The following is a 22,071-nucleotide window of genomic DNA, read 5'->3' on the forward strand; positions in this document are numbered from 1 at the left end:
GCGGTCCGGCCATACTAGGGAGCCACGGCCCGCGCCGGGTCCGACTCGGAGAACCGGGAGGGAGCGCATGACAGGCACGACCCGGTCCGGTCGCGGCCCGGCCCTGCCCGGCGTCCCCGACCGCCCCGCGACGGGAGAGCAGCGCGCGGTGGGCACCGGACGGCAGGCCCTGCCCGCCGCGGCCGGCGCCGTCCCGGTCGCCGCGGCCAGCCGCGTCTCGGTCCTGGCCCCGCGCACGCGCGTCGACGTGGCCCTCCCGCCCGACGTGCCGCTGGCGGACCTGCTGCCCGTCCTGCTCGACATGACCGGCGAGAGCACCACGGGGGCGCGCGGCGGGGGCGGCTGGACCCTCGCGCCGCTCGGTCAGGGCCCGGTCGACCCGTCGCGCACACTCGCCTCGCTCGGCGTCCTCGACGGCGACCAGCTGGTGCTGCGCCGTCGCGCCGACGCGGCCCCGCCGCCGCTGTTCGACGACGTCGTCGACGCGGTCGCCGAGGCGACGCCCGCCAGCTACCGGGCCTGGGGCCCGGGTCCCGCCCGCGTGCTCGGGCTCTGCGGTCTCGGGCTCGGCCTCGCCGTCGCGGTGCTCGCCCTGGTCGTGGCCGGGCGGGGTCCGGGCACCGCCGGCGGCCTCGGCACCGCGGCCGTCGGCGGCGTCGCCGCGCTCGCGGCGCTCGCGCTGGCCGCCGTGTGCACGCGGGTGGTCGACGAGCCGGGCGCGGGCTCCGTCCTCGCCGTCGGCGCCGTGGGGCTCGCGGGCGCCGCCGGCGTCGCGGCCGTGCCGTGGGGCGCCGCGGGGCCGGCCACCTCGCTCGCCGCCACGGCCGGGGCGCCGCAGCTGCTGCTCGGCGCGGCGCTCGCGGCCGCGACGGCCGCCGCCGCCCTGCTCGCCCTCGGCAGTGCCGGGCGCAGCGGCGTCGCTGCGCTGCTCGGCGCGCTCACCGCCACCGTCCTGCTGGCGGTGGCGGCCGGCCTCGCCACCCTCGTCGACGCGGGCGACGGCGCCGGGATCGCCGCCGGGGCCGGGGCGCTCGCCCTCGTCGCGTCGGCCCTGCTCCCGCGCACCGGCATCGCGCTCGCGCGGCTCCCCCTGCCGCGCGTGCCCGGCTCGGCCGAGGAGCTCGCCGACGACCCCGGGGTCGCCGAGCACGCCGACATCGAGCGCCGCGCCGACCGCGCCCACGCCGCGCTCTCCGGCCTCGTGGTGGGGTGCGGCGCGGTCACCGCCGGCGCGGTCGCGGTGCTCGCCCTGGCGCCGGTCGCCGGCTGGCGCGGGGTCGCGGCCTGGGTGCTCGCCGCCCTGCTCACGGCCCTGCTGGGGCTGCGCTCGCGCACCTACGCCAACGGGGTGCAGGCCGTCGCGCTGCTGGTGTGCGCGCTGCTCGCCGGCGCCGCGCTGGTGGTCGGCTGGCTGCTCGTCGCCCCGGCGCCGGTGGCGGTCACCGCGGTGCCCGCCGTCGCGCTCGGGTCGGGCGCGCTCGCGCTCGTGCTCGGCGTCGTGGTCCCGCGGCGGCGCTTCTCGCCGGTGGCCCGCCGCGCGGTCGACATCGCCGAGGCGATCGGCATCGCCGCGGTGCTGCCGGTGGCGCTGGCCGTCATGGACCTCTACACGGCGATGCGGCTGCTGTGAGCCCCGCCGGCCTGGTCACGGGCCTGTGCGCCGTGGCCGTCCTCCTCGCCGGGGCCCCGCCGGCCGCGGGGTCGACCGCCCCGGAGCCCCCCGCGCCCGACCGCGCCGCGCTGGCCGCGCTCGACCCGGCGCCGGACGCGGTCCCCGGCGCGCGCCCGGTCGCGCCGTGCCCGGCGGCCACCCCGCCCCTCGGAGAAGGGGCCACCGCCTTCGGTGACGTCCCGCCCGGCCCCGACCCCGCGGACGCCTGGGGCGGCGGGCGGGGCGAGGGCGCGCTCGTGGCCGTCGTCGACACCGGCGTCGCCGCGCACCCGCGCCTGGCCGGGCGCGTGGTCGACGGGGGCGACTTCGTCGCCGGCGACTCGGGCCTCGACGACTGCGACGGCCACGGCACCGCCGTCGCCGGGGTGCTCGCCGCCGCGCCCGCGCCCGGCGACCTGCTCGAGGGCGTCGCCCCGGGCGCCCGGGTGCTCGCGGTGCGCCAGACCAGCGCCTTCCTCGGCGTCGACGGGCGCCCCGGGGTCGGCGACGTCGCGACGCTCGCCCGCGCCGTCCGCCACGCCGCGGACACCCCGGACGTCGGCGTCCTCACGCTCGCGCTCGCCGCGTGCCGCACGCCCGAGCAGGTCGCCGACCCCGCCGCCGCGCCCGCCCTCGGCGCCCTGCGCGCCGCGGTGCGCGACGCGGTCGACCGGGGCGTCGTGGTGGTCGCCGCGGCGGGCAACAGCGGGCCCGGCTGCCCGGCGAACACCGGCGGCCCGGTGCGCAGCGTCCCGGTGCCCGCGTGGTTCGGCGACGACGTCCTCGTGGTCGGCGCCGTCGACGACGCCGGCGCGCCCGACCCCTCCTCGCTCGCCGGGCCGTGGGTCGACCTCGCCGCCCCCGGCCGCGCGCCGACCGCGCTCGCGGCCCGCGGCGACGGGCTGACCACCACGCTCACCGGGCCCGACGGCGCGTCCGCGCCCCTGGTCGGCACGAGCTTCGCCGCGGCGCGGGTCGCGGGCGCCGCCGCCCTGCTGCGGGCGCGCTCGCCGGAGACGCCCGCCCGCGAGATCGCCGCGGCGCTCGTGCGCTCGTCCGCCCCGACCCCCGGGCTCGCGCCCGGGACCCGCGACGACGCCGTTGGCTACGGCGTCCTCGACGCGGCCGCCGCGGTGCGCGGGGGCGCGCCGCGCACCGGGCCCGGGGTGCGGCCCGAGCCCGCCGCGGTGGCGCCGCCGTCCGCTCCGCCGGTCGGGGTGGTCGCCCTCGTGACCGGGCTGGCCGTCCTCGCCGCCGGTGGGGTCGTCGCGCTCGCGCGTCGGCGGCGGGCGCGATGAGCCTCGTCGTGTCCCGGGAGCGCCCGGTGCTCTCCGCCCGCCGCCGCACCGCGGGGCCCTCGCTCGGCCCGGTGCCGCTGGCGGGCGTGGTGGTCCTCGAGGCCGGGCTCGCCGTGGCGGTGGCCCTCGTGGCCCTCGACCGCGGGCTCGCCCCGCTCGCCGGCGTCGTGCTGTCCGCGGCGCTGCTCGTCGGCCTGCTGCGCGTGCGGGGCCGCTGGCTGGTGCAGTGGCTCGGGCTGGCGCTGCGCTACCGGCTGCGCGTGCGCGAGCGGGAGGCCGAGCCGGTCGGCGTCGACGCCGACGGTCGCCTGCGCACGCTGCGCCTGCTCACCGGCGACCTCGCCGTCGCCCGCACCCGCGACCACGACGGCCGCGAGGTGGGCCTGCTCGGCCACGCCGGCGGCTGGAGCGCCGTGCTCGCCCTCAACCCCACCGGCGTCGACGGGGGCGCCGGGCTCGTGGCCGGCGACGCGTCGGCGGGCGTCGCGTCGTTCCCCCTCGCCGCGCTCGCCAGCACGCTCGCCGACCGCGGCGTCGTGCTCGACGCGATCAGCGCCGTGTGGCACTGCCGCCCCGTCACCGACGAGACGCCCGCCGCGGCGGCGTACCGCGAGGTCCTCGGCCCGCTGCCCCCGGTGTCGCGGCGCGAGGCGTGGCTGGTGGTGCGCCTGGACCCGGCGCGCTGCCCCGACGCGGTGGCCGAGCGCGGCGGCGGGGTCGTCGGCGCGCACCGGGCGGTGGTCGGCGCGCTCGCCCGCATCTCCCGCGTGCTGGCCGACCACGACACGGCCGTGCGCCCGCTCGCCGCCGACGAGGTCCTCGACGCCGCCGTCGAGGCTGCCGACGCCGAGGCCGACCCCGGCGACCGGCTCGAGGAGCACTGGCGGGCCGTCGTCGTGGGCGAGGTGGGGCACGCGGCGTTCGGCGTGACGCGCTGGCCCACCGACGCCGCCCCCGAGCGGCTCACCGACCTCACCGCCACCGCGGCGCGCACGTGCACGCTGGCGCTCACCCTGGAGCCGGACGCCACCAGCGCGGCCACCGTGGGCCTGCGCGGCACCGTGCGCCTCACCGCCGACACCCCCGACGCGCTCGAGGTCTCCGGCCGCGAGCTGGTCGCCCGGGGCCACGCGCTCGGGGTGTCGCTCGACCCCCTCGACGGCCAGCACGCCGCCGGGCTCGCCGCCACGCTGCCGCTGGGCACGGCGCCGTGACCGCGCCCCCGGGCCCGTCGGCCCGCACCGCCCCGACGCGCGCCGACCCCGAGCTCGCCCCCACGTTCTCGGTGCCGCCCGCGGTCCTCGACGCCCTCGGGCCGCCCGTGCGCCCCGCGGGCGTGGTGCTGGGCGCCGACCCGGACGGCGAGCCGGTGGCCGTGACGCTCGTGCGCCCGGCGCCGACCCGCGTCGTCGTCCTCGGTGGGCTCTACCTCGCCCGCCAGGTGGTGCTGCGCGCCGTCGGCGTCGGCATCCGCGCGGTCGTGGTCACGGGCCGCCCGCCGGCGTGGGAGTCCGTGCGCCTCGCGGCGCAGCCGGAGGACGCCGAGGTCGGGGCCGAGCCGGACGACCCGGAGGCCGGGGTGCGCGTCGTGCCCGAGCCCCCGGCCGACCTCGCGGTGCCCGGCGGGGCGCCGCTGCTCGTCGTGCACGACCGCGGCGCGACCACCCGCGGCTCGAGCGCGGCCCGGCGTCCGCGCCAGACCACGCTCGTCGTGCTGCCCTCGCTCGTGCCCGCGGTGTCCGACCTCGCCGACGACGCCGACCTCGTGCTGCTCCAGCGCATGCCCCCGCACGAGGCGGAGCTCGCCGGGCGGCTGTGGCGCTTGACGCCGGCGATGACCGAGACCCTGCGGACCCTCCCCGACCGCGGCCTCGTGGTGCTGGGCCGCAACCTGTGGCGGCGCGTGGACCTCGTCACCGGGCCCCGCGAGACCGCGATCCTCGGCCCCGTCCGCCGCGGCGACTGAGTCGTCGCGCCAAGGAGGCGCGGGTGCCCGTCAGCGGTCTTTGTGCGTGTTCTGCGCGGGGCCACCACCGGGGTCGGTGTCGACGAGGTCGGGATCGGTGGCGGGCGCGTCGGCGGTGGTGCCGGGGCTCACCCGCTCCGCGGTGTTCTGCTGGCCCTCGAACTCGTCGCTGGTGGGGTGCGGCGCCTGCGCCGGGTCCTCGCTCATGACCATCGACGTTACGGAGGCCGTGACCGCGCCCACACCGACAAGCGGGTCACGCCGCGCCCGCCGACTCCTACGGCCCGTGACGGTGCGCCGGTAGCGTGCGGGGGCGTGGTGCCCGACGCCGAGGACGAGCCGGTCCTGCCGCTCGCCGTGCTCCGCGAGCGCGGGATGACCGCCGTGCAGGTCGGCACCACCCGCGTGCTCCTGGTGCACGTCGACGGCGAGGCCCGCGCCTACGACAACCGCTGCCCACACCGCGCGTGGCCGCTCGAGCGCGGCACGCTCGCCGACGGCGTCCTGACGTGCGCGAACCACGGCTGGTCGTTCGACGTGGCGAGTGGCCGGTGCCTCGACCCCGGCGACCGCGACCTGGTCGCGCACCGCTGCCGCGTCGACGACGACGGGATGGTCCGCGTCGCCCCTTGACCTCGACCTCGCTCGAGGTCCGACCCTCGACCGATGAGCATCGCGCTGAACCACACCATCGTCGAGACGCGGGACCGCGACGCCGGGGCGGCGTTCCTCGCCGAGGTCCTCGGGCTGCCCGCGCCCTACCGCTACGGGCCGTTCACCGTCGTCGAGGTCGCCGGCGGCACGAGCCTGGACTTCATGGACGTCGACGACCCGCACCCGCAGCACTACGCCTTCCTCGTCGGCGACGACGAGTTCCCGGTGGTCGCCGGGCGCCTGCGCGAGCGCGGGGTGCCGATCTACGCCGACCCGATGCAGCGCCGTCCCGGCGAGAACACGAACGACGGCGGCCGCGGCGCCTACTTCTCCTCGCCCGAGGGCCACAACCTGGAGATCCTCACCCGGCCCTACGGCAGCGGCGGCTGATCCTCGTCCCGCCGCCGTCGGGTCGCCGCCGCGCGGGCGGCGAGCGCGGTGTCGTCGGGGTAGTCGATCGCGGTGAGGCGCAGCCCGCGGGCGGCGGCCACCGTCACCTCGCTCGAGCGCTCCCGGGCCGCGAGCAGGGCGGCGGGCCAGCTGACGGGACGCCGGCCCTCGCCGACGGCGAGCAGCGCGCCCACGATCGACCGGACCATCGAGTGGCAGAACGCGTCGCCGGACAGCCGGGCGACGAGGACGTCGGGCTCACCGGGGCCGGGCGCCCAGGTCAGCGCCTGCAGCTCGCGGATCGTCGTGGCGCCGGCCCGCGGGCGGCAGTAGGCCGCGAAGTCGTGCTCGCCGAGCAGACCGCGCCCGGCCTCGTCCATCGCCGCGACGTCGAGGGGCCGCGGCCAGCGCAGGGTGTCGCGGGCCCGCAGCGGTTCGGGTCCCCAGGGCGCGGTGCTGACGCGGTACGCGTAGTGGCGGCGCAGCGCCGAGAACCGCGCGTCGAAGCCCTCGGGCGCCGGGGTCACCGCCCGCACCCGCACGTCCGGCGGCAGCAGGCGCGCCAGCCGGCCCACGAGGCCTGGGTGCGGCACGACGTCGGGCGGGAGGTCGACGTGCGCGACCTGCGCGTCCGCGTGCACGCCCGCGTCGGTGCGCCCGGCGACGGTCAGCGCCACCGGCACCCGCCAGATCGTGGCCAGGGCGTCCTCGAGGACACCCTGCACCGTGCGCAGCCCGGGCTGGCGCGCCCAGCCCGAGAAGTCGGTGCCGTCGTAGGCCAGGTCCACCCGGTACCGGACCGTCGAAGACACCGCGAGCCCGCCGTCGGGATCGACGGCGGGCTCGCGGGCAGTGCGTTCGGTCAGGACTCGTCGTCCCCGGTGGTCGCCGACGAGTCGGCGTCCTCCGAGGCGTCGCCGCCCGACACGTCCTCGTCCTGGGTGCCGTCGGTGGTCGCCGACGAGTCGGCGTCCTCCGACGGGTCGCCGCCGGCGGACGCCGTGGCGGCCCCGGCCTCGGGAACCTCCGGCGACTCGTCGTCGGTGCCCGCAGCCTCCTCCGCCTCCTGCGCCTCGACCGCGTCGCCGGCGTCGCTCGGCTCGGCGGGCTCCGGCGTCGCGTCGGAGGTCTCGGCGGCCGCGATGGTGGCGGCCGTGGCCGCGGCACCCGTGGCGGTCTCGCCGATCTCGGCGCCCGGGCCCGACGGCGACTTCGGCGGCGCCGCCGTGCGGGTGGCCTGCGAGGCCTCCGCGCTGGCGGTCCGCTCGCTCACCAGCTCGATGACGGCCATGGGCGCGTTGTCACCCTTGCGCGGCAGCGTCTTCGTGATCCGCGTGTAGCCGCCGGGACGGTCCGCGAAGAACGGGCCGATCTCGGCGACGAGGCGGTGCACGACGTCCTTGTCGCGGATCTGCTGGCCGATGATGCGCCGGTTGTGCAGCCCGCCGCGCTTGGCCTTGGTGATCAGCCGCTCCGCGTACGGGCGCAGCCGCTCGGCCTTGGCCCGCGTGGTGTGGATGCGGCCGTGGGTGAACAGCGACGTGGCCAGGTTGGCCAGCATCAGCTTCTGGTGGTCGGGGGATCCCCCGAGCCGCGGGCCCTTGGTGGGCTGGGGCATGGGACTGCTCCTGTCTCAGGACGCCTTTCCTCCCCGGCCGCTCGGGCCGGGGAGGGGGCAGAACGTCAGAGTGAGTGGGATACTACAGCTGCTCGGTCTCGGCGTAGTCCTGGCCGTCGTCCTCCGGAGCCCCGTAGCCGCCGCCGAAGCCGCCGCCGTCGGAGCCGTAGGACTCGAAGCCCTCGGACGGGTAGTCCGCCGCTGCGGCGGACGGGTCGAACCCGGGCGGGCTGTCCTTGAGGGCCAGGCCCAGCCCGGCGAGCTTCATCTTGACCTCGTCGATGGACTTCGCACCGAAGTTGCGGATGTCCAGCAGGTCGGCCTCCGAACGGCCGACGAGCTCGCCGACCGTGTGGATGCCCTCCCGCTTGAGGCAGTTGTACGACCGGACGGTGAGGTCCAGGTCCTCGATCGGCATCGCGAAGGCGGCGATCGAGTCGGCCTCGGCGGGCGAGGGGCCGATCTCGATGCCCTCGGCGTCGACGTTGAGCTCGCGGGCCAGCCCGAAGAGCTCGGTCAGCGTCCGGCCGGCCGACGCGATGGCGTCGCGCGGCGTCATGGACGGCTTGGTCTCGACGTCGAGGATCAGCTTGTCGAAGTCGGTGCGCTGCTCGACGCGGGTCGCCTCGACCTTGTAGCTGACCTTCATCACCGGCGAGTAGATCGAGTCGACCGGGATGCGGCCGATCTCGGCGCCGGAGGCCTTGTTCTGCGCGGCCGGCACGTAGCCGCGGCCACGCTCGACGACCAGCTCGACCTCGAGGCGGCCCTGGTCGTTCAGGGTCGCGATGTGGAGGTCGGGGTTGTGCACGGTGACACCGGCCGGCGGGACGATGTCCCCCGCGGTGACGGTGCCGGGGCCCTGCTTGCGCAGGTACATCGTCGCCGGCTCGTCCTCCTCGGAGCTCACGACGAGCTCCTTGAGGTTCAGGATGATGTCGGTGACGTCCTCCTTCACCCCCGGGACGGTGGTGAACTCGTGGAGGACCCCGTCGACACGGATGCTCGTCACGGCCGCGCCCGGGATGGACGACAGCAGGGTGCGACGCAGCGAGTTGCCGAGGGTGTAGCCGAAGCCCGGCTCCAGCGGCTCGATGACGAACCGGGAACGGGTGTCGTCGATGGCGTCCTCGGACAGTGCGGGACGCTGAGAGATCAGCACGTGAGAGACCTTTCCGATGCGGCGTCCGCTATTTGACGCCGAACGTGAGACCCGACCCGGGCACGCTCGCCCGGGCCGGGGGTCGTGCTACTTCGAGTAGAACTCGACGATCAGCTGCTCGGAGACGGGCGTGTCGATCTGCGACCGCTCCGGGAGCTGGTGGACGAAGATCCGCAGGGTGTCCGGGACGACCTGCAGCCACCCGGGCACCGGGCGGTCGCCGTAGTTCTCCTTCGCCACCACGAGGGGCAGCATGTTCCGGGACTTGTCCCGGATGTCGATGATGTCGTACTGCGTCACCCGGTAGCTGGGGACGTCGACCTTCTGGCCGTTGACCAGGAAGTGGCCGTGGCCCACCAGCTGGCGGGCCTGGCGACGGGTCTGGGCGAGCCCGGCGCGGTAGACGACCGAGTCGAGGCGCGACTCGAGCAGGCGCAGGAACTCGTCGCCGGTCTTGCCCTCGCGACGGTTCGCCTCCTCGTAGTAGGCCCGCATCTGCTTCTCGAGCAGGCCGTAGGTGAAGCGGGCCTTCTGCTTCTCCTGCAGCTGCAGCAGGTACTCGGACTCCTTGATGCGGATCCGGCCGTGCTGCCCCGGGGGGTACGGGCGACGCTCGAACGACTTGTCGCCGCCGATCAGGTCGACCTTCAGACGGCGGGACTTGCGGGTGGCGGGACCGGTGTAACGGGCCATCGTGTGTCTCCTCTCCGCCCTAGACCCGGCGGCGCTTCGGCGGGCGGCAGCCGTTGTGCGGCTGCGGGGTGACGTCGGAGATCGTGCCGACCTCGAGGCCCGCGGCCTGCAGCGAACGGATCGCCGTCTCGCGGCCCGAGCCCGGGCCCTTGACGAAGACGTCGACCTTCTTCATGCCGTGCTCGGCGGCCTTGCGGGCGCAGTTCTCCGCGGCCATCTGCGCCGCGAACGGCGTCGACTTGCGCGAGCCCTTGAAGCCCACGTGCCCCGCCGACGCCCAGCTGATGACGTTGCCGGTCGGGTCGGTGATGGAGACGATCGTGTTGTTGAACGTGCTCTTGATGTGCGCGTGGCCGTGGGAGATGTTCTTCTTCTCCCGGCGCCGGACCTTCTTGGCCCCGGCCGCGCCCTGGCGAGTCCTGGGTGGCATCTACTGGCTCCTGGTCGAGGTGACCCCCGGGCGGGGGGTTCACGGGGGGCGGAGCCCCCCGTGGGTGCGCTTACTTGCGCGTGGCCTTCTTCTTGCCGGCAACCGTCTTCTTGGGGCCCTTGCGCGACCGGGCGTTGGTCTTCGTCCGCTGCCCGTGCACCGGGAGATTGCGGCGGTGCCGCAGCCCCTGGTAGCTGCCGATCTCGACCTTGCGCCGGATGTCCGCCTGGACCTCGCGGCGCAGGTCGCCCTCGACCCGGAAGTGGTTCTCGATGTACGCACGCAGCGCGGCGGCATCGGAGTCCGACAGGTCCTTCGACCGCAGGTCGTAGGAGATGCCGGTCTCGGTGAGGATCTCGCGGGAACGGCTGCGGCCGATCCCGAAGATGTAGGTCAGCGCGACTTCCATCCGCTTGTCGCGGGGGAGGTCGACGCCGGCGAGTCGTGCCATGGGGCGACGTGCTCCTCGTGTCGTCCGGGAGGTCTGGCTCCCCGCCCGTCCCGGGCCGCCGTGGTGCTCTGCGGGTCCGGGCCCCGGCCTCCCGTGCCGAGGGTGTTCCGCCGGGTCTGTGCCGGCGTAGGTGCGGGGAGGAAACTGGACTGCGGTCGCTCACGACCGCGCCCCGGGCCGGACCCGGGGATGCCTGGTCGGCTGGATCAGCCCTGGCGCTGCTTGTGGCGCAGGTTGTCGCAGATGACCATGACCCGCCCGTGACGGCGGACCACCTGGCACTTGGCGCAGATGCGCTTCACGCTCGGCTGGACCTTCACGTCCTCTTCCTCACTGGCTCCGAGGCTGACTCGATCACTTGTAGCGGTAGACGATCCGGCCGCGCGACAGGTCGTACGGCGACAGCTCCACGACGACCTTGTCCTCGGGGAGGATCCGGATGTAGTGCTGACGCATCTTGCCGCTGATGTGCGCCAGGACCTTGTGCCCGTTCTCGAGCTCCACCCGGAACATCGCGTTGGGCAGGGGCTCGACGACCCGCCCCTCGACCTCGATGGCGCCGTCCTTCTTCGCCATGTCCTCCGCATTCTTCTCGACGTACGCTGTCGTCCCGTCCGGGCCACCGACGCCGGAGCGGCGGGGCCTTCGCGGGACCGGGCACGCGCGGCGGCCGGACACCCTCACACGAGCGCGCGCGGGAACCGGCACGACACGCGCACCAGCCATCGAGTGTACGCGGGTCACACCCACGACCTCGTCACCGGGGCCCTCGGCTCCGCTCGAGACCCCGCAGGTCAGCGGCGCAGGGCGGCCGCACCGCACGGCCCGGGCACCAGGAAGCCGGCGCGCCCCGCGAGGGCGTGCAGCGCGAGCACGGCGCCCCAGGGACCGGCGACCCAGATCCACCAGGGTGCCACCGCCGCACCGGTGCCGGCCACGACCGCCAGCCAGATCACGACGTTGAGCACCGACACCGCCGCCCACACCGCCACCGCGACCCGCAGCGGCGTGCGCGCGGGGCGCCGGCGCTCTCCCGTGGCACGCGCCGGCACGTCGGCGGGCAGGTCGGCGGTCAGGGGCACCAGGTCCGCGCCCACCACCGCCGCGTGCGCCGCGCGCACCCGTTCGTCGTACTCCGCGAGCGACAGGCGCCCCTCCGCGTGCGCCCGCACCAGCACCGCCGCCACGCGCTCGCGGTCCGCGTCCGCCACCCGCAGCTGATCCGTCCCGGCCACCACGACCACCCCGATCCCTCGACTCGAGAGGAGCGTAGCGGATAGCCGATAGTTCAGCTATCCGTATCGGCGGACCCGGCGGCCGGACCGGCGCGGCGCCGTTGCGGGGGCGGTCGCGGTGGTGCCCGGGGTGCTCCCGATGTCCTGCTCCCCCGCCGTGGCCCCGGGCCCGCAGGTCGCCGGGGCGCCCCCGGTGCCGTCGGTGAAGGCCGGCGCGCACGCCGCCCGCCGGGGCGCGTCGAGGGCACCGCCGCCCGGGCTCTGCGGGCTGTTGTTCTCGATCACCTCGAGGGCGTTGAACACGGCGCGCATCGGCGACGAGTCGATGCCGCGGAACTCGCGGACCGCCGTGCTCTGCACCTGGAACGACGCCGACGGCGCGCCCCCGGTCTCGTCCACGACGTAGGCCCCGTAGGTCTGCAGCGCCTCGGCGACCTTGCGGACGTCCGGCGCGGTGATCCCGGAGAGGTCGAGGTCGGGCGGGAGGGCCAGCAGGGCGCCCATGTTCACCTGCGGGTCCTCGGCGCCGTACTTGCCCTCGTACCCCGTGTCGGCCTTCACCGCGGGCCAGCGGAAGCCGCCGTTCTCCGGCGAGCAGCTGGTGGGGCACGGCAGGCTGACCTTGAGCGCGTGGCGGATCGGCTCGTCCGCGGAGAGCTCGCCCGCGCGGATCGTCCCGCCGATGCCGGAGAGCCCGGAGCCGCCGTGGCAGCCCTCGATGCCGGCGCCGGTGAGCGACTGGGCGTCCCACCCGTAGTCCCAGCTCGGGTCGCCGCCGGGGCGCAGCTCCATCGGCTGGCCCTGGACGATCGTGCGCCGGTCGGGGCCGTCCACGAGCAGCGTCGAGCAGTTGTTCCACGAGCCGTCGGCGCGGAGGTCGGGGTCGACGTGCACGCCGCCCCCGCCGGAGCCGCCGAGGCGGCGGACCGGGGCGTCGGGGTCGACGCTGATGTTCTCGACGTCCGCGTAGATGTTGCCGACCTGCGGGTCGAAGTCGCCGTAGCGCGCGGTGGTGGCCAGGGGCAGGTTCCAGATCGAGTTCCACGCGAACGGCCGGGCGTAGACGTCGCGCGGGGCCTGGTCGGTCGTGGTGGCGGTCGCGCCGCCGGTCCCGGTCAGCGCCGCGCCGAGCGACTCCCGGCTCTGCCCGATCTTGAGGTCGGTGACCGCCAGCTGGGCGCCCTGGCTGATGCCCGGGGCCCGGTAGATGCCCATCTTCAGGTAGGCGGCCTCGGTGCTCATCGTGCCGCGCTGCGGGCTCCAGTCGGTGACGCCGGTGGGCCGGCCGTCGCGCAGCACGGTCACCGACGAGGTGCCCGGGTCCTGCGAGAAGACGATGTGCATCGCGAGGTCGACGGTCTCCCCCGGCCGCACCGGGCCGATGGCCCGCATGTCGTCGCCCCCGCTGACCATCACCAGCTGGCCCCGCGTGATCTGCAGGGCCAGCGGCGGCGAACCGCTCGGCGAGGTGTGGTGCCACTGCAGCACGACCTGCCACAACGGGGCGTCGGTGGGGAAGTCCTCGCCGAGCACGGCGGTGTAGCGCACCCACTGCTCGTCGCCCTCGCGCGGCTTCGTGCCGCGGCCCTCCGGGAGCACCTCGCTGCGCTTGCCGCCGCCGTCGATGCGGAACGCCAGCGCCTGCCGCGCCGCGTCGAGCGGGCTGCGCACGGCCTGCGCGCGGTAGCCGTCCTCGACGAGCCCCGAGTCGCCGCTGTTGTCGAAGTGCGACAGCAGGTCGCCCTGCGCGGCGTCGAAGAGCAGGCCCGTGACGGGCGCGGCCAGCGCGAGGGCGGGCGTGGCGATCAGCCCGGCGGCGAGGAGGAGGGCCACCACCGCGGCCCGCACCGATGTCCTCACCGTGCGCCCCCGTCACCCGTCCGTGTGACCACGAGGACAGGTTGTAGCACGATCGAGGGACACGTGCCGTGCCGTGGCACCACGATCCCCGCGCAACCGCCCGAGTGGACGCCGCCGGACGCCGGGTCAGGTGGCGGGCGCGGTGAGGATCCAGGGGCCGTCGTCGGTGATGGCCACCGAGTGCTCCCAGTGCGCGGCGCGGCTGCCGTCGGCGGTGACCACGGTCCAGCCGTCGTCGAGCTCGTCGGTCTCGTCGGTGCCCCCGGTGAGCATCGGCTCGATGGCGAGCACCATCCCGGGCCGCAGACGCATGCCGCTGCCCGCACGGCCGAGGTTCGGCACGAACGGGTCCATGTGCATCGAGGTCCCGATGCCGTGGCCGCCGTAGTCGGCGACGATCCCGTACGTCCGGCCGTCGGCCGCCGCACGCCGGCGCGCCTCCTCCTCGACCGCGTGCGAGACGTCGCCGAGGCGCCCGCCGGGCACCATCCGCTCGATGCCGGCGTACATCGCCGCGCGGGTGGCGGCCGACAGCGCCTCGTCCTCCGGGCGCGGGGTCCCGACGAGCAGCGTCACCGCCGCGTCGCCGTGCCAGCCGTCGAGGATCGCCCCGCAGTCCACCGACACCAGGTCGCCGTCGCCGAGCACCTGCCCCGGGGCCGGGATGCCGTGCACGACCTGCTCGTTGACCGAGGTGCAGATCGAGCGGGGGAAGCCCTGGTAGCCGAGGAACGACGGCACGGCCCCGGCGTCGCGGATGACGCCCTCGGCGATCCCGTCGAGGTCGGCGGTGCTCACCCCCGGGCGCGCGGCCTCGGTCACCGCCGCGAGCGCGGCGGCCACCACCAGGCCAGCGGCCCGCATGGCCTCGATCTGGCCGGGCGTCTTCATCTCCACCGAGCGCCCCCGCACGCGGTCGGCGAGACCGCCGACCCGTGCGGGAAGCCCCGTGACGACCTCGGCGAGGGGGCGGCGGTCCGTCGCCACCTAGTCGTCGGGCTCGTCGGCGAGCGCGTCCATGGCCCGGTCGGTGATCTCCTCGACCGACCCGATGGCGTCCACGCGCACGGCGATGTCGCGGTAGTGCTCGATCAGCGGCTCGGTCTCCGAGCGGTAGACCTCCTGGCGATGCCGGATGGTCTCCTCGGTGTCGTCCGAGCGGCCCCGGGACGTGAGGCGCTTGATGAGCTCCTCGTCGTCGACCTCGAACACGAGCACCGCGTCGAGACGCTGGCCGAGGTCGCCCAGCACGCTCTCCAGCTCCTGGGCCTGGGCCGCGTTCCGCGGGAAGCCGTCGAGCAGGAAACCGTTCTGCGCGTCCGGCTGGGCCAGACGGTCCTTGACCATCCCGACGGTGACCTCGTCGGGCACGAGGTCACCGGCGTCGACGTAGCGCTGGGCCTCCTTGCCGAGGTCCGTCTCGTTCTTCATGTTCTCGCGGAAGAGGTCACCGGTGGAGATGTGGGGCGCGTCGAGACGCTCGGACAGCCGGGCCGCCTGCGTCCCCTTGCCCGCTCCCGGCGGTCCCACCAGCACGATCCTCACGACGCCACTCCCTCACCCGACGGTCACGTTGTCCCTGTCTACCCGGTCTCTACCCGGCGCGACCGGGGCTTCAGCGCAGGAAGCCCTCGTAGTTGCGCTGCATCAGCTGGCTCTCGATCTGCTTGACCGTGTCCAGCCCGACGCCGACCATGATCAGAACAGCCGTGCCCCCGAAGGGGAAGTTCTGGTTCTGTCCTTGACCGGTCACGCCCAGGAAGAAGTTCGGCAGGACGGCGATGATGCCGAGGTAGATGGATCCCGGCAAGGTGATCCTGGACAGCACGTAGCTCAGGTACTCGGCCGTGGGACGGCCGGGCCGGATGCCGGGGATGAAGCCGCCGAACTTCTTCATCTCGTCGGCACGTTCCTCGGTGTTGAACGTGATCGAGACGTAGAAGTACGTGAAGAAGATGATCAGGGCGAAGTACAGCAGGATGTGCAGCCAGTTGGACTGGTTGGCCAGGTAGGTCTGCACGAACCGGGAGAAGCCCGAGTCCTGGTTGCCGGTGATCCGCGAGAGCAGGTCGGGCAGGTACAGCAGCGACGACCCGAAGATGACGGGGATGACGCCGGCCTGGTTCACCTTCAGCGGCAGGTACGTGGACGTGCCGCCGTACATGCGGCGCCCGACCATGCGCTTGGCGTACTGCACCGGTATCCGCCGTTGGCCCTGCTCGACGAACACGACGCTCGCGATGATGACCAGCCCGAAGGCGCAGACCACGGCGAACGCGACGCCGCCGCTGCTCGAGAGGATGTTGCCGCCCTCGGACGGGATGCGCGCCGCGATCGAGGTGAAGATCAGCAGCGACATGCCGTTGCCGACGCCGCGCTCGGTCACCAGCTCGCCGAACCACATGATCACGGCGGTGCCGGCGGTCATGACGATGACGATGACGGCGAGGTCGAAGACGTCGGCGTTGGGCAGGATCGGGAACTGCGAGGGGTCGCAGTCCTGGAAGAGCTGGTTGCGGTCGGCCAGGGCGACGATGCCGGTCGACTGCAGGATCGCGAGGGCGATGGTCAGGTAGCGCGTGTACTGCGTGAGCTTGCCCTGACCGCTCTGCCCCTCCTTCTTCAGCTGCTCGAAGCGCGGGATCACGACGGTCAGCAGCTGCACGATGATGCTGGCCGTGATGTAGGGCATGATGCCCAGCGCGAAGATCGACAGCTGCAGGAGCGCGCCGCCGCTGAAGAGGTTGATCAGCGAGTAGACGCTCGCCGCGTCACTGCCCTGGACCTGCCGCAGGCACTCCTGCACGTTCGAGTAGGACACACCCGGCGCCGGGAGCGTGGCTCCCAGGCGGTACACGGCGACGATGCCCAGCGTGAACAGGATCTTCTTGCGCAGGTCCGGTGTGGCCAGGGCTGACCGCACGGCGCCGAGCACTCGGACCTCCAGATGTTCCGTCCGCACCGCGGGCGACGGCCACGCGGTGCCGGTTGCCACCGACTGGCCACCGACGCACGCCCGGGGGCGGTGCGCGGGGCGTCGACGAGCCTGACGGGACGGCCGTGCCGACCCGGGCTGAGACTACACGGCGACACACCACCGGCCCCGGGCCGTCCTGCTCCGGAGCAGGGCGGCCGCGGGGCCGGTGGGTGTCACGGGGGATCTACTCGACGACGGTGGCGCTGCCGCCCGCGGCCTCGAGCTTCTGCGTGGCGGCGCCGGAGAAGGCGTGCGCGGAGACCCGCAGGGTCACCGAGCCCACCTCGCCGGTGCCGAGCACCTTGACGGGGTGACCGGCGCGCACGGCGCCCGCACCGACGAGCTCGGCCGGGCCGACCTCGCCGCCGTCGGGGAACAGGCGCGCCAGGTCGCCCACGTTGACGACCTGCGAGACCACCTTGTTGCGGTTGCGGAAGCCCTTGAGCTTCGGCAGGCGCATCTGCAGGGGCATCTGGCCGCCCTCGAAGGACGACGGGACGTTCTTGCGGGCGCCCGTGCCCTTCGTGCCGCGACCGGCGGTCTTGCCCTTCGAGGCCTCACCGCGACCCACACGGGTCTTCGCGGTCTTCGACCCCGGCGCCGGGCGCAGGTGGTGCAGCTTGATCGGGGCGTCAGCCATCGTTCGACACCTCCTCCACCGCCACGAGGTGGCGGACGGCGTTGATCAGGCCGCGGTTCTGGGGGGTGTCCGGGCGCACGACGGTCGCGCCGATGCGCCGGAGCCCCAGGGTCCGCAGGCTCTCGCGCTGGTGGTGCTTGCCACCGATCTCGGAGCGGGTCTGGGTGACCTTCAGGTCGGCCATCTCAGGTCCCCTGCCCCGCGCGGGCGCGGAGCATCCGCGCAGGCGCGACGTCCTCGATCGGCAGGCCGCGGCGTGCCGCGACGGCCTCGGGGACCTGGAGTCCCTTCAGCGCCGCCACCGTGGCGTGCACGATGTTGATCGCGTTCTGGCTGCCCAGCGACTTCGACAGGATGTCGGCGATGCCGGCGCACTCCAGCACGGCGCGCACCGGGCCGCCGGCGATGACGCCGGTACCGGGGCTCGCCGGGCGCAGGAGGACGACGCCTGCGGCGTCCTCGCCCTGGATCGGGTGCGTGATCGTGCCGCCGACGCGGGGGACGCGGAAGAAGTTCTTCTTCGCCTCCTCCACGCCCTTGGCGATCGCGGCCGGCACCTCCTTGGCCTTGCCGTAGCCGACACCGACCATGCCGTCGCCGTCACCGACGACGACCAGGGCGGTGAAGCTGAAGCGGCGGCCGCCCTTGACGACCTTGGCCACGCGGTTGATGGCGACGACGCGCTCGAGGTGCGGGGTCCGGTCCTGCGAGCGGTCGCGACCGCCCTGCTGGCGGTCCCGGCCGGCGCTGCCGCCCTGACGCTCGCCGCCCTGTGCGCCCGAGCCCGGGGGCCCGTCGCGCCGTGTGCGTCCCGGCATCAGGTGTTCCTTCCAGTCATGGTGTTCACGAGGGCCTGCATCAGAACTGCAGCCCCCCCTCGCGGGCCGCGTCGGCGAGCTGCGCGATGCGGCCGTGGTAGCGGCGCCCGCCGCGGTCGAAGACGACCGCGTCGATGCCCTGCGCCTGGGCGCGGGAGGCGACGAGCTCGCCGACCTTGGCGGCCTGCGCCTTCTTGTCGCCCTCCATCCCGCGGACGTCCGCCTCCAGCGTGGAGGCGTGCGCCAGGGTGTGGCCGGCGATGTCGTCGACCACCTGCGCGGTGATGTGCCGGGTGGACCGGGTGACGACGAGGCGCGGGCGCGCCGGCGTGCCGGCGATCTTCTTGCGCAGCCGCAGGTGACGCCGCGTGCGACCCGTGCGGCGGGTCTCCGAGACGTTCTTGCCCAGGTGGCCCCGGGCCTTCGTGGTGGTGGTCGCGTTCTCTGCCATCACTTGCCCGTCTTCCCGACCTTGCGGCGGATCTGCTCGCCGGCGTAGCGGACGCCCTTGCCCTTGTAGGGGTCGGGACGGCGCAGCCAGCGGATGTTGGCGGCCACCTGGCCGACCAGCTGCTTGTCGATGCCCTGGACCGAGAACCGGGTGGGGCTCTCGACGGCGAAGGTGATGCCCTCGGGGGGCGTGATCTTCACCGGGTGGCTGAACCCGAGCGCGAACTCGAGGTCCGAGCCGCGCAGCTGGACGCGGTAACCGACGCCGTGGATCTCGAGCTTGCGCTCGTAGCCCTGCGAGACGCCCTGCACGAGGTTGTTGAGCAGGGAGCGCGACAGGCCGTGCAGGGCACGGCTCTCGCGCTCGTCGTCGGGGCGCTGCACCGAGAGCACGCCGTCGTCGACGGAGACCGTGATGGGCTCGTCGACCTCGTGGCTCAGGGTGCCCTTGGGGCCCTTGACGGTGACGTTGCGGCCGTCGACGGTGACGTCGACCCCGGACGGCACGGTGATGGGTGCCTTGCCGATGCGTGACATGGTTCGGTTCCCTCCCCGCTACCAGACGAAGGCGAGGACTTCCCCGCCCATCCGTCGCTGGTACGCCTGGCGGTCGGTCAGCAGGCCCGAGGACGTCGAGATGATCGCGACGCCGAGGCCGCCGAGCACCCGCGGGAGCTCGCCCGACTTCCGGTAGACGCGCAGGCCCGGCTTCGAGACGCGCTTGATGCCGGCGATGCTGCGCTCGCGGTTCGGCCCGTACTTCAGGTCGACCACGAGCGACTGCCCGACGGTGGCGGCCTCGGTGCGGTAGCCCGCGATGTAGCCCTGGTCCAGCAGGACCTGGGCCACGTGGGCCTTGAGCTTGCTGTGCGGCATGGTCGCGCTCTCGTGGAACGCCGAGTTGGCGTTGCGGATGCGCGTGAGCATGTCCGCGATCGGGTCGGTCATCGTCATGACCAGGTCACCTTCCTCGCCGTGGTTCCCCGGGTGACGCGCACAGCGGTGCTGCGCGCGGTCCCGATGGCGGGCCTGCGGCGTGCGGAGCTCCTCGGAGCGTTGGTACGGGGGCGCGCGCTCGCCGCCGGGGCACCGTCGAGCAGGTGCTCGCGGTGGGCGACGCGCTGGATGAGGCGCAGGAGCTCGGGGGCGATGGCGCCCTCGAGCGGGGCCTCGAGCGGGGTGTCCTCGTGCCGTTCGGGGTTCGTCTCGGTCACCAGGACGCCTTGCTCACGCCCGGGAGCTCGCCCCGGTGCGCCATCTCGCGGAGGCAGACGCGGCAGAGCCCGAACTTGCGCAGCACGGCGCGGGCACGCCCGCACCGGTTGCAGCGGGTGTAGCCGCGCACCTTGAACTTCGGCGTCTTCGCGGCCTTGTTGACCAGTGCCTTCTTCGCCATTCTCAGTTCTCCCTGAACGGGAAGCCGAGCTGACGGAGCAGCGCCCGGCCCTCCTCGTCGGTCGTCGCGGAGGTGACCACGGTGATGTCCATCCCGCGCGGCCGGTCGATCGAGTCCTGGTCGATCTCGTGGAACATCGTCTGGTCCGAGAGACCGAACGTGTAGTTGCCCTGGCCGTCGAACTGCTTGGGCGACAGGCCGCGGAAGTCGCGGATGCGCGGCAGGCCGATGGTCAGCAGCCGGTCGAGGAACTCCCACATGCGCGCGCCGCGCAGCGTGGCGCGGGCGCCGATGGGCATGCCCTCGCGCAGCTTGAACTGCGCGATCGACTTGCGGGCCCGGCGGATCTCGGGCTTCTGCCCGGCGATGAGGGTGAGGTCGCGGACCGCGCCCTCCATCAGCTTGGAGTCGCGCGCGGCCTCGCCGACGCCCATGTTCACGACGACCTTGACGACGCCGGGGATGAGCATCGGGTTCGCGTACCCGAACTGCTCGGTCAGCGCGTCCTTGATCGCGTCCTGGTAGCGCTGCTGCAGCCGCGGGCGGGTCGTCTCGGGAGCTTCGGTGCTGGTCACGAGAGGTCCTTCCCGGTGCGTCGCGAGATGCGCACGCGCTTCGCCTCGCCCTCGCCGCCCTCGCGGTGGCCGATGCGGGTCGGCTTGCCGTCGGCGTCGACGACCATCACGTTCGAGATGTGGATCGGCGCCTCCTGGGTGACGATCCCGCCCGACTGCGCACCACGCTGGTTGGCGGACTGGGCCGTGTGCTTCTTGACGCGGCCGACGCCCTCGACGAGGACCTTCTCGCGGTCGGGGTAGGCCTGGATGACCTTGCCCTTCGCGCCCTTGTCCTTGCCGGCGATGACGACGACCGTGTCGCCCTTCTTGATCTTCATCTGCTACAGCACCTCCGGCGCGAGCGAGATGATCCGCATGAACCTCTTGTCGCGCAGCTCGCGGCCCACGGGGCCGAAGATGCGGGTCCCGCGGGGCTCACGGTCGTTCTTGATGATGACGGCGGCGTTCTCGTCGAACTTGATGTACGAGCCGTCCGGACGGCGCTTCTCCTTGCGGGTGCGCACGACGACCGCCTTGACGACGTCACCGCGCTTCACGCCGGACGCGGGGATGGCTTCCTTCACCGTCGCCACGATGACGTCGCCGATCCCCGCGTAGCGCCGGGACGAGCCACCGAGAACACGGATGCACAGAATCTCTCTGGCTCCCGTGTTGTCGGCGACCCGGAGGCGCGACTCCTGCTGGATCACTTCTTCTCCAGACCTGCCCGCACGAGCGGGCGGTTTCGGGGGGCACTCGGGGGGCGGAGCCCCTCGAGTGCGTGGTTACTTGGCCTTCTCGAGGATCTCGACGAGGCGCCAGCGCTTGGTGGCCGAGAGCGGCCGGGTCTCCATGAGGAGCACGCGGTCGCCGGGGCCGGCGGTGTTCTGCTCGTCGTGCGCCTTGACCTTCTTCGTGCGCCGGATGACCTTCGAGTAGCGCGGGTGCTTCACCCGGTCCTCGAGGCTGACGACGATGGTCTTGGCCATCTTGTCCGAGACGACCAGGCCCTCGCGCACCTTGCGCAGGCCGCGGTCGTCGTTGCGGGCCGACACCGGGGTCTGCTGGGCCTCGTCGCCCTGCTTCACCTCGGAGCGGACCTGCTGCTCCTCGTCACGCTCCGGGGCCGACGCCCCCGAGCTGGTCTGCGTCGTCGAGTCCTGGGGCTCGCTCACGCCGCTCCCTCCTCATCGGGGGCGACCGACAGGCCGAGCTCACGCTCGCGCATCACCGTGTAGATGCGCGCGATGTCGTTCCGCACGGTCCGCAGTCGACGGTTGTTGTCCAGCTGCCCGGTGGCCATCTGGAACCGGAGGTTGAACAGCTCCGCCTTGGCCTCGCGGGCCCGGGCGACGAGCTCTTCTCCGGTCAGCTCGCGCAGCTCGCTGGCGGGGATTCCGGCGGCCATCAGAAGGTCTCCTCACGGCTCACGATGCGGCAGCGCATCGGCAGCTTGTGCTGCGCGCGGCGCAGGGCCTCGCGGGCCGTGGCCTCGTTCGGGTAGCTCATCTCGAACATGACCCGGCCCGGCTTCACGTTGGCCACCCACTTCTCGGGCGAGCCCTTGCCGGAACCCATGCGGGTCTCGGCCGGCTTCTTGGTCAGCGGCCGGTCCGGGAAGATGTTGATCCACACCTTGCCGCCACGGCGGATGTGCCGCGTGATGGCGATACGGGCGGACTCGATCTGCCGGTTGGTGACGTAGGCGTGCTCCAGGGCCTGGATGCCGTAGTCGCCGAAGGACATCTGGGTGCCGCCCTTGGCGGCGCCCGTCCGGTCCGGCCGGTGCTGCTTGCGGTACTTGACCTTGCGCGGGATCAGCATG

33 protein-coding genes and 1 pseudogene are annotated in these 22,071 nt (G+C 74.3%); 6 read left to right on the plus strand and 28 right to left on the minus strand.

All coding sequences use genetic code 11. The features are described 5' to 3' along the window. The first annotated feature begins 67 nt into the window (after positions 1-67). From eccD to ACQPX6_RS26565, 4 genes are read left to right on the plus strand one after another with little or no spacing between them, the layout of a single operon-like run. Entirely contained in the window at positions 68-1,630 is a 1,563-nt protein-coding gene (eccD, locus tag ACQPX6_RS26550; RefSeq protein WP_433783693.1) for a type VII secretion integral membrane protein EccD, read from the plus strand. Then, positions 1,627-2,949 (plus strand): S8 family serine peptidase, encoded by a 1,323-nt coding sequence (locus tag ACQPX6_RS26555; protein WP_433783694.1) that lies wholly within the window; start codon positions 1,627-1,629, stop codon positions 2,947-2,949. The genes eccD and ACQPX6_RS26555 overlap by 4 nt, the downstream gene beginning before the upstream one ends. Further along, the gene (gene eccE, locus ACQPX6_RS26560; RefSeq protein ID WP_433783695.1) at positions 2,946-4,163 is read left to right on the plus strand and encodes a type VII secretion protein EccE; all 1,218 of its coding nucleotides are present in this window, start codon (positions 2,946-2,948) and stop codon (positions 4,161-4,163) included. Before ACQPX6_RS26555 ends, eccE begins: the two co-directional genes overlap by 4 nt. Next, positions 4,160-4,915, plus strand: a complete 756-nt coding sequence (locus ACQPX6_RS26565) for a hypothetical protein (RefSeq protein WP_433783696.1) — start codon at positions 4,160-4,162, stop codon at positions 4,913-4,915. Before eccE ends, ACQPX6_RS26565 begins: the two co-directional genes overlap by 4 nt. A gap of 30 nt (positions 4,916-4,945) precedes the next feature. Here ACQPX6_RS26565 and ACQPX6_RS26570 read toward each other — a convergent pair whose 3' ends face one another. After that, the gene (locus tag ACQPX6_RS26570; protein WP_433783698.1) at positions 4,946-5,122 is read right to left on the minus strand and encodes a hypothetical protein; all 177 of its coding nucleotides are present in this window, start codon (positions 5,120-5,122) and stop codon (positions 4,946-4,948) included. Positions 5,123-5,230: 108 nt separating this feature from the next. Between ACQPX6_RS26570 and ACQPX6_RS26575 the strand changes: the two genes are divergently transcribed. Then, positions 5,231-5,548 (plus strand): Rieske (2Fe-2S) protein, encoded by a 318-nt coding sequence (locus ACQPX6_RS26575; RefSeq protein WP_433783700.1) that lies wholly within the window; start codon positions 5,231-5,233, stop codon positions 5,546-5,548. 33 nt (positions 5,549-5,581) lie between these two features. Beyond that, positions 5,582-5,959: a VOC family protein gene (locus tag ACQPX6_RS26580; protein ID WP_433783701.1), complete on the plus strand. Its 378-nt coding sequence runs from the start codon at positions 5,582-5,584 to the stop codon at positions 5,957-5,959. Here ACQPX6_RS26580 and truA read toward each other — a convergent pair. The 27 genes and pseudogenes from truA to rplP form a co-directional block, all read right to left on the minus strand. Further along, positions 5,941-6,747, minus strand: a complete 807-nt coding sequence (gene truA / locus ACQPX6_RS26585; protein WP_433783703.1) for a tRNA pseudouridine(38-40) synthase TruA — start codon at positions 6,745-6,747, stop codon at positions 5,941-5,943. The genes ACQPX6_RS26580 and truA overlap by 19 nt on opposite strands. A 251-nt stretch (positions 6,748-6,998) precedes the next feature. Then, positions 6,999-7,577: pseudogene (rplQ, locus tag ACQPX6_RS26590) on the minus strand (50S ribosomal protein L17); the annotation flags it as partial. A gap of 82 nt (positions 7,578-7,659) precedes the next feature. After that, the gene (locus tag ACQPX6_RS26595) at positions 7,660-8,739 is read right to left on the minus strand and encodes a DNA-directed RNA polymerase subunit alpha (RefSeq protein ID WP_433783705.1); all 1,080 of its coding nucleotides are present in this window, start codon (positions 8,737-8,739) and stop codon (positions 7,660-7,662) included. An 87-nt stretch (positions 8,740-8,826) separates the two neighbouring features. Further along, positions 8,827-9,432 (minus strand): 30S ribosomal protein S4, encoded by a 606-nt coding sequence (gene rpsD / locus ACQPX6_RS26600; RefSeq protein WP_433783706.1) that lies wholly within the window; start codon positions 9,430-9,432, stop codon positions 8,827-8,829. 19 nt (positions 9,433-9,451) lie between these two features. Beyond that, complete coding sequence (gene rpsK, locus ACQPX6_RS26605; RefSeq protein WP_433783707.1) at positions 9,452-9,862, minus strand: 30S ribosomal protein S11; 411 nt, start codon at positions 9,860-9,862, stop codon at positions 9,452-9,454. A gap of 70 nt (positions 9,863-9,932) precedes the next feature. Further along, positions 9,933-10,313, minus strand: coding sequence for a 30S ribosomal protein S13 (gene rpsM, locus ACQPX6_RS26610; protein WP_433783709.1), 381 nt, complete (start codon positions 10,311-10,313; stop codon positions 9,933-9,935). A gap of 206 nt (positions 10,314-10,519) precedes the next feature. Then, positions 10,520-10,633, minus strand: coding sequence for a 50S ribosomal protein L36 (gene rpmJ, locus ACQPX6_RS26615; protein ID WP_018330934.1), 114 nt, complete (start codon positions 10,631-10,633; stop codon positions 10,520-10,522). 34 nt (positions 10,634-10,667) lie between these two features. Further along, positions 10,668-10,889 (minus strand): translation initiation factor IF-1, encoded by a 222-nt coding sequence (gene infA / locus ACQPX6_RS26620; RefSeq protein WP_018330933.1) that lies wholly within the window; start codon positions 10,887-10,889, stop codon positions 10,668-10,670. A 218-nt stretch (positions 10,890-11,107) separates the two neighbouring features. After that, a complete protein-coding gene (locus ACQPX6_RS26625) occupies positions 11,108-11,548 on the minus strand; it encodes a DUF1707 SHOCT-like domain-containing protein (RefSeq protein WP_433783712.1) in 441 nt (146 codons plus the stop codon). 57 nt (positions 11,549-11,605) lie between these two features. Then, entirely contained in the window at positions 11,606-13,396 is a 1,791-nt protein-coding gene (locus tag ACQPX6_RS26630; RefSeq protein ID WP_433783714.1) for a heparin lyase I family protein, read from the minus strand. A 138-nt stretch (positions 13,397-13,534) separates the two neighbouring features. Continuing rightward, entirely contained in the window at positions 13,535-14,299 is a 765-nt protein-coding gene (gene map, locus ACQPX6_RS26635) for a type I methionyl aminopeptidase (protein ID WP_433788364.1), read from the minus strand. Positions 14,300-14,395: 96 nt separating this feature from the next. Further along, positions 14,396-14,953 (minus strand): adenylate kinase, encoded by a 558-nt coding sequence (locus ACQPX6_RS26640; RefSeq protein WP_433783715.1) that lies wholly within the window; start codon positions 14,951-14,953, stop codon positions 14,396-14,398. A gap of 70 nt (positions 14,954-15,023) precedes the next feature. Beyond that, positions 15,024-16,343 (minus strand): preprotein translocase subunit SecY, encoded by a 1,320-nt coding sequence (gene secY, locus ACQPX6_RS26645; RefSeq protein ID WP_433783716.1) that lies wholly within the window; start codon positions 16,341-16,343, stop codon positions 15,024-15,026. A gap of 226 nt (positions 16,344-16,569) precedes the next feature. Then, positions 16,570-17,025, minus strand: coding sequence for a 50S ribosomal protein L15 (gene rplO, locus ACQPX6_RS26650; protein WP_433783717.1), 456 nt, complete (start codon positions 17,023-17,025; stop codon positions 16,570-16,572). Beyond that, entirely contained in the window at positions 17,018-17,209 is a 192-nt protein-coding gene (gene rpmD / locus ACQPX6_RS26655; RefSeq protein WP_433783718.1) for a 50S ribosomal protein L30, read from the minus strand. Before rpmD ends, rplO begins: the two co-directional genes overlap by 8 nt. Position 17,210: 1 nt before the next feature. Next, positions 17,211-17,843: a 30S ribosomal protein S5 gene (gene rpsE / locus ACQPX6_RS26660; RefSeq protein WP_433783719.1), complete on the minus strand. Its 633-nt coding sequence runs from the start codon at positions 17,841-17,843 to the stop codon at positions 17,211-17,213. A gap of 40 nt (positions 17,844-17,883) precedes the next feature. Further along, on the minus strand, positions 17,884-18,294 hold the full coding sequence (gene rplR / locus ACQPX6_RS26665; RefSeq protein ID WP_433783720.1) for a 50S ribosomal protein L18: 411 nt from the start codon (positions 18,292-18,294) through the stop codon (positions 17,884-17,886). Next, entirely contained in the window at positions 18,294-18,830 is a 537-nt protein-coding gene (gene rplF / locus ACQPX6_RS26670; RefSeq protein WP_433783722.1) for a 50S ribosomal protein L6, read from the minus strand. Before rplF ends, rplR begins: the two co-directional genes overlap by 1 nt. 18 nt (positions 18,831-18,848) lie before the next feature. Continuing rightward, positions 18,849-19,247 carry a 30S ribosomal protein S8 gene (rpsH, locus tag ACQPX6_RS26675; protein ID WP_433783723.1) on the minus strand — a complete coding sequence of 133 codons (399 nt, stop codon included), beginning with the start codon at positions 19,245-19,247 and terminating at the stop codon, positions 18,849-18,851. After that, positions 19,244-19,507: a hypothetical protein gene (locus ACQPX6_RS26680; RefSeq protein WP_433783724.1), complete on the minus strand. Its 264-nt coding sequence runs from the start codon at positions 19,505-19,507 to the stop codon at positions 19,244-19,246. Before ACQPX6_RS26680 ends, rpsH begins: the two co-directional genes overlap by 4 nt. Continuing rightward, entirely contained in the window at positions 19,504-19,689 is a 186-nt protein-coding gene (locus ACQPX6_RS26685) for a type Z 30S ribosomal protein S14 (RefSeq protein WP_133829609.1), read from the minus strand. Before ACQPX6_RS26685 ends, ACQPX6_RS26680 begins: the two co-directional genes overlap by 4 nt. Positions 19,690-19,691: 2 nt before the next feature. Continuing rightward, positions 19,692-20,264 (minus strand): 50S ribosomal protein L5, encoded by a 573-nt coding sequence (rplE, locus tag ACQPX6_RS26690; RefSeq protein WP_433783725.1) that lies wholly within the window; start codon positions 20,262-20,264, stop codon positions 19,692-19,694. Further along, positions 20,261-20,584 carry a 50S ribosomal protein L24 gene (gene rplX / locus ACQPX6_RS26695; RefSeq protein WP_433783727.1) on the minus strand — a complete coding sequence of 108 codons (324 nt, stop codon included), beginning with the start codon at positions 20,582-20,584 and terminating at the stop codon, positions 20,261-20,263. Before rplX ends, rplE begins: the two co-directional genes overlap by 4 nt. 3 nt (positions 20,585-20,587) lie before the next feature. Beyond that, on the minus strand, positions 20,588-20,956 hold the full coding sequence (gene rplN / locus ACQPX6_RS26700) for a 50S ribosomal protein L14 (RefSeq protein WP_116708470.1): 369 nt from the start codon (positions 20,954-20,956) through the stop codon (positions 20,588-20,590). Between the two features lie 75 nt (positions 20,957-21,031). Beyond that, complete coding sequence (gene rpsQ / locus ACQPX6_RS26705) at positions 21,032-21,301, minus strand: 30S ribosomal protein S17 (RefSeq protein ID WP_433788365.1); 270 nt, start codon at positions 21,299-21,301, stop codon at positions 21,032-21,034. A gap of 116 nt (positions 21,302-21,417) precedes the next feature. Beyond that, entirely contained in the window at positions 21,418-21,654 is a 237-nt protein-coding gene (rpmC, locus tag ACQPX6_RS26710; protein WP_433783728.1) for a 50S ribosomal protein L29, read from the minus strand. After that, the gene (rplP, locus tag ACQPX6_RS26715; protein ID WP_133829614.1) at positions 21,654-22,070 is read right to left on the minus strand and encodes a 50S ribosomal protein L16; all 417 of its coding nucleotides are present in this window, start codon (positions 22,068-22,070) and stop codon (positions 21,654-21,656) included. Before rplP ends, rpmC begins: the two co-directional genes overlap by 1 nt. Between the last annotated feature and the right edge of the window lies 1 nt (position 22,071).

The sequence above is a fragment of the Actinomycetospora sp. CA-101289 genome (genome assembly GCF_050955895.1).
Classification (GTDB): Bacteria; Actinomycetota; Actinomycetes; order Mycobacteriales; family Pseudonocardiaceae; genus Actinomycetospora.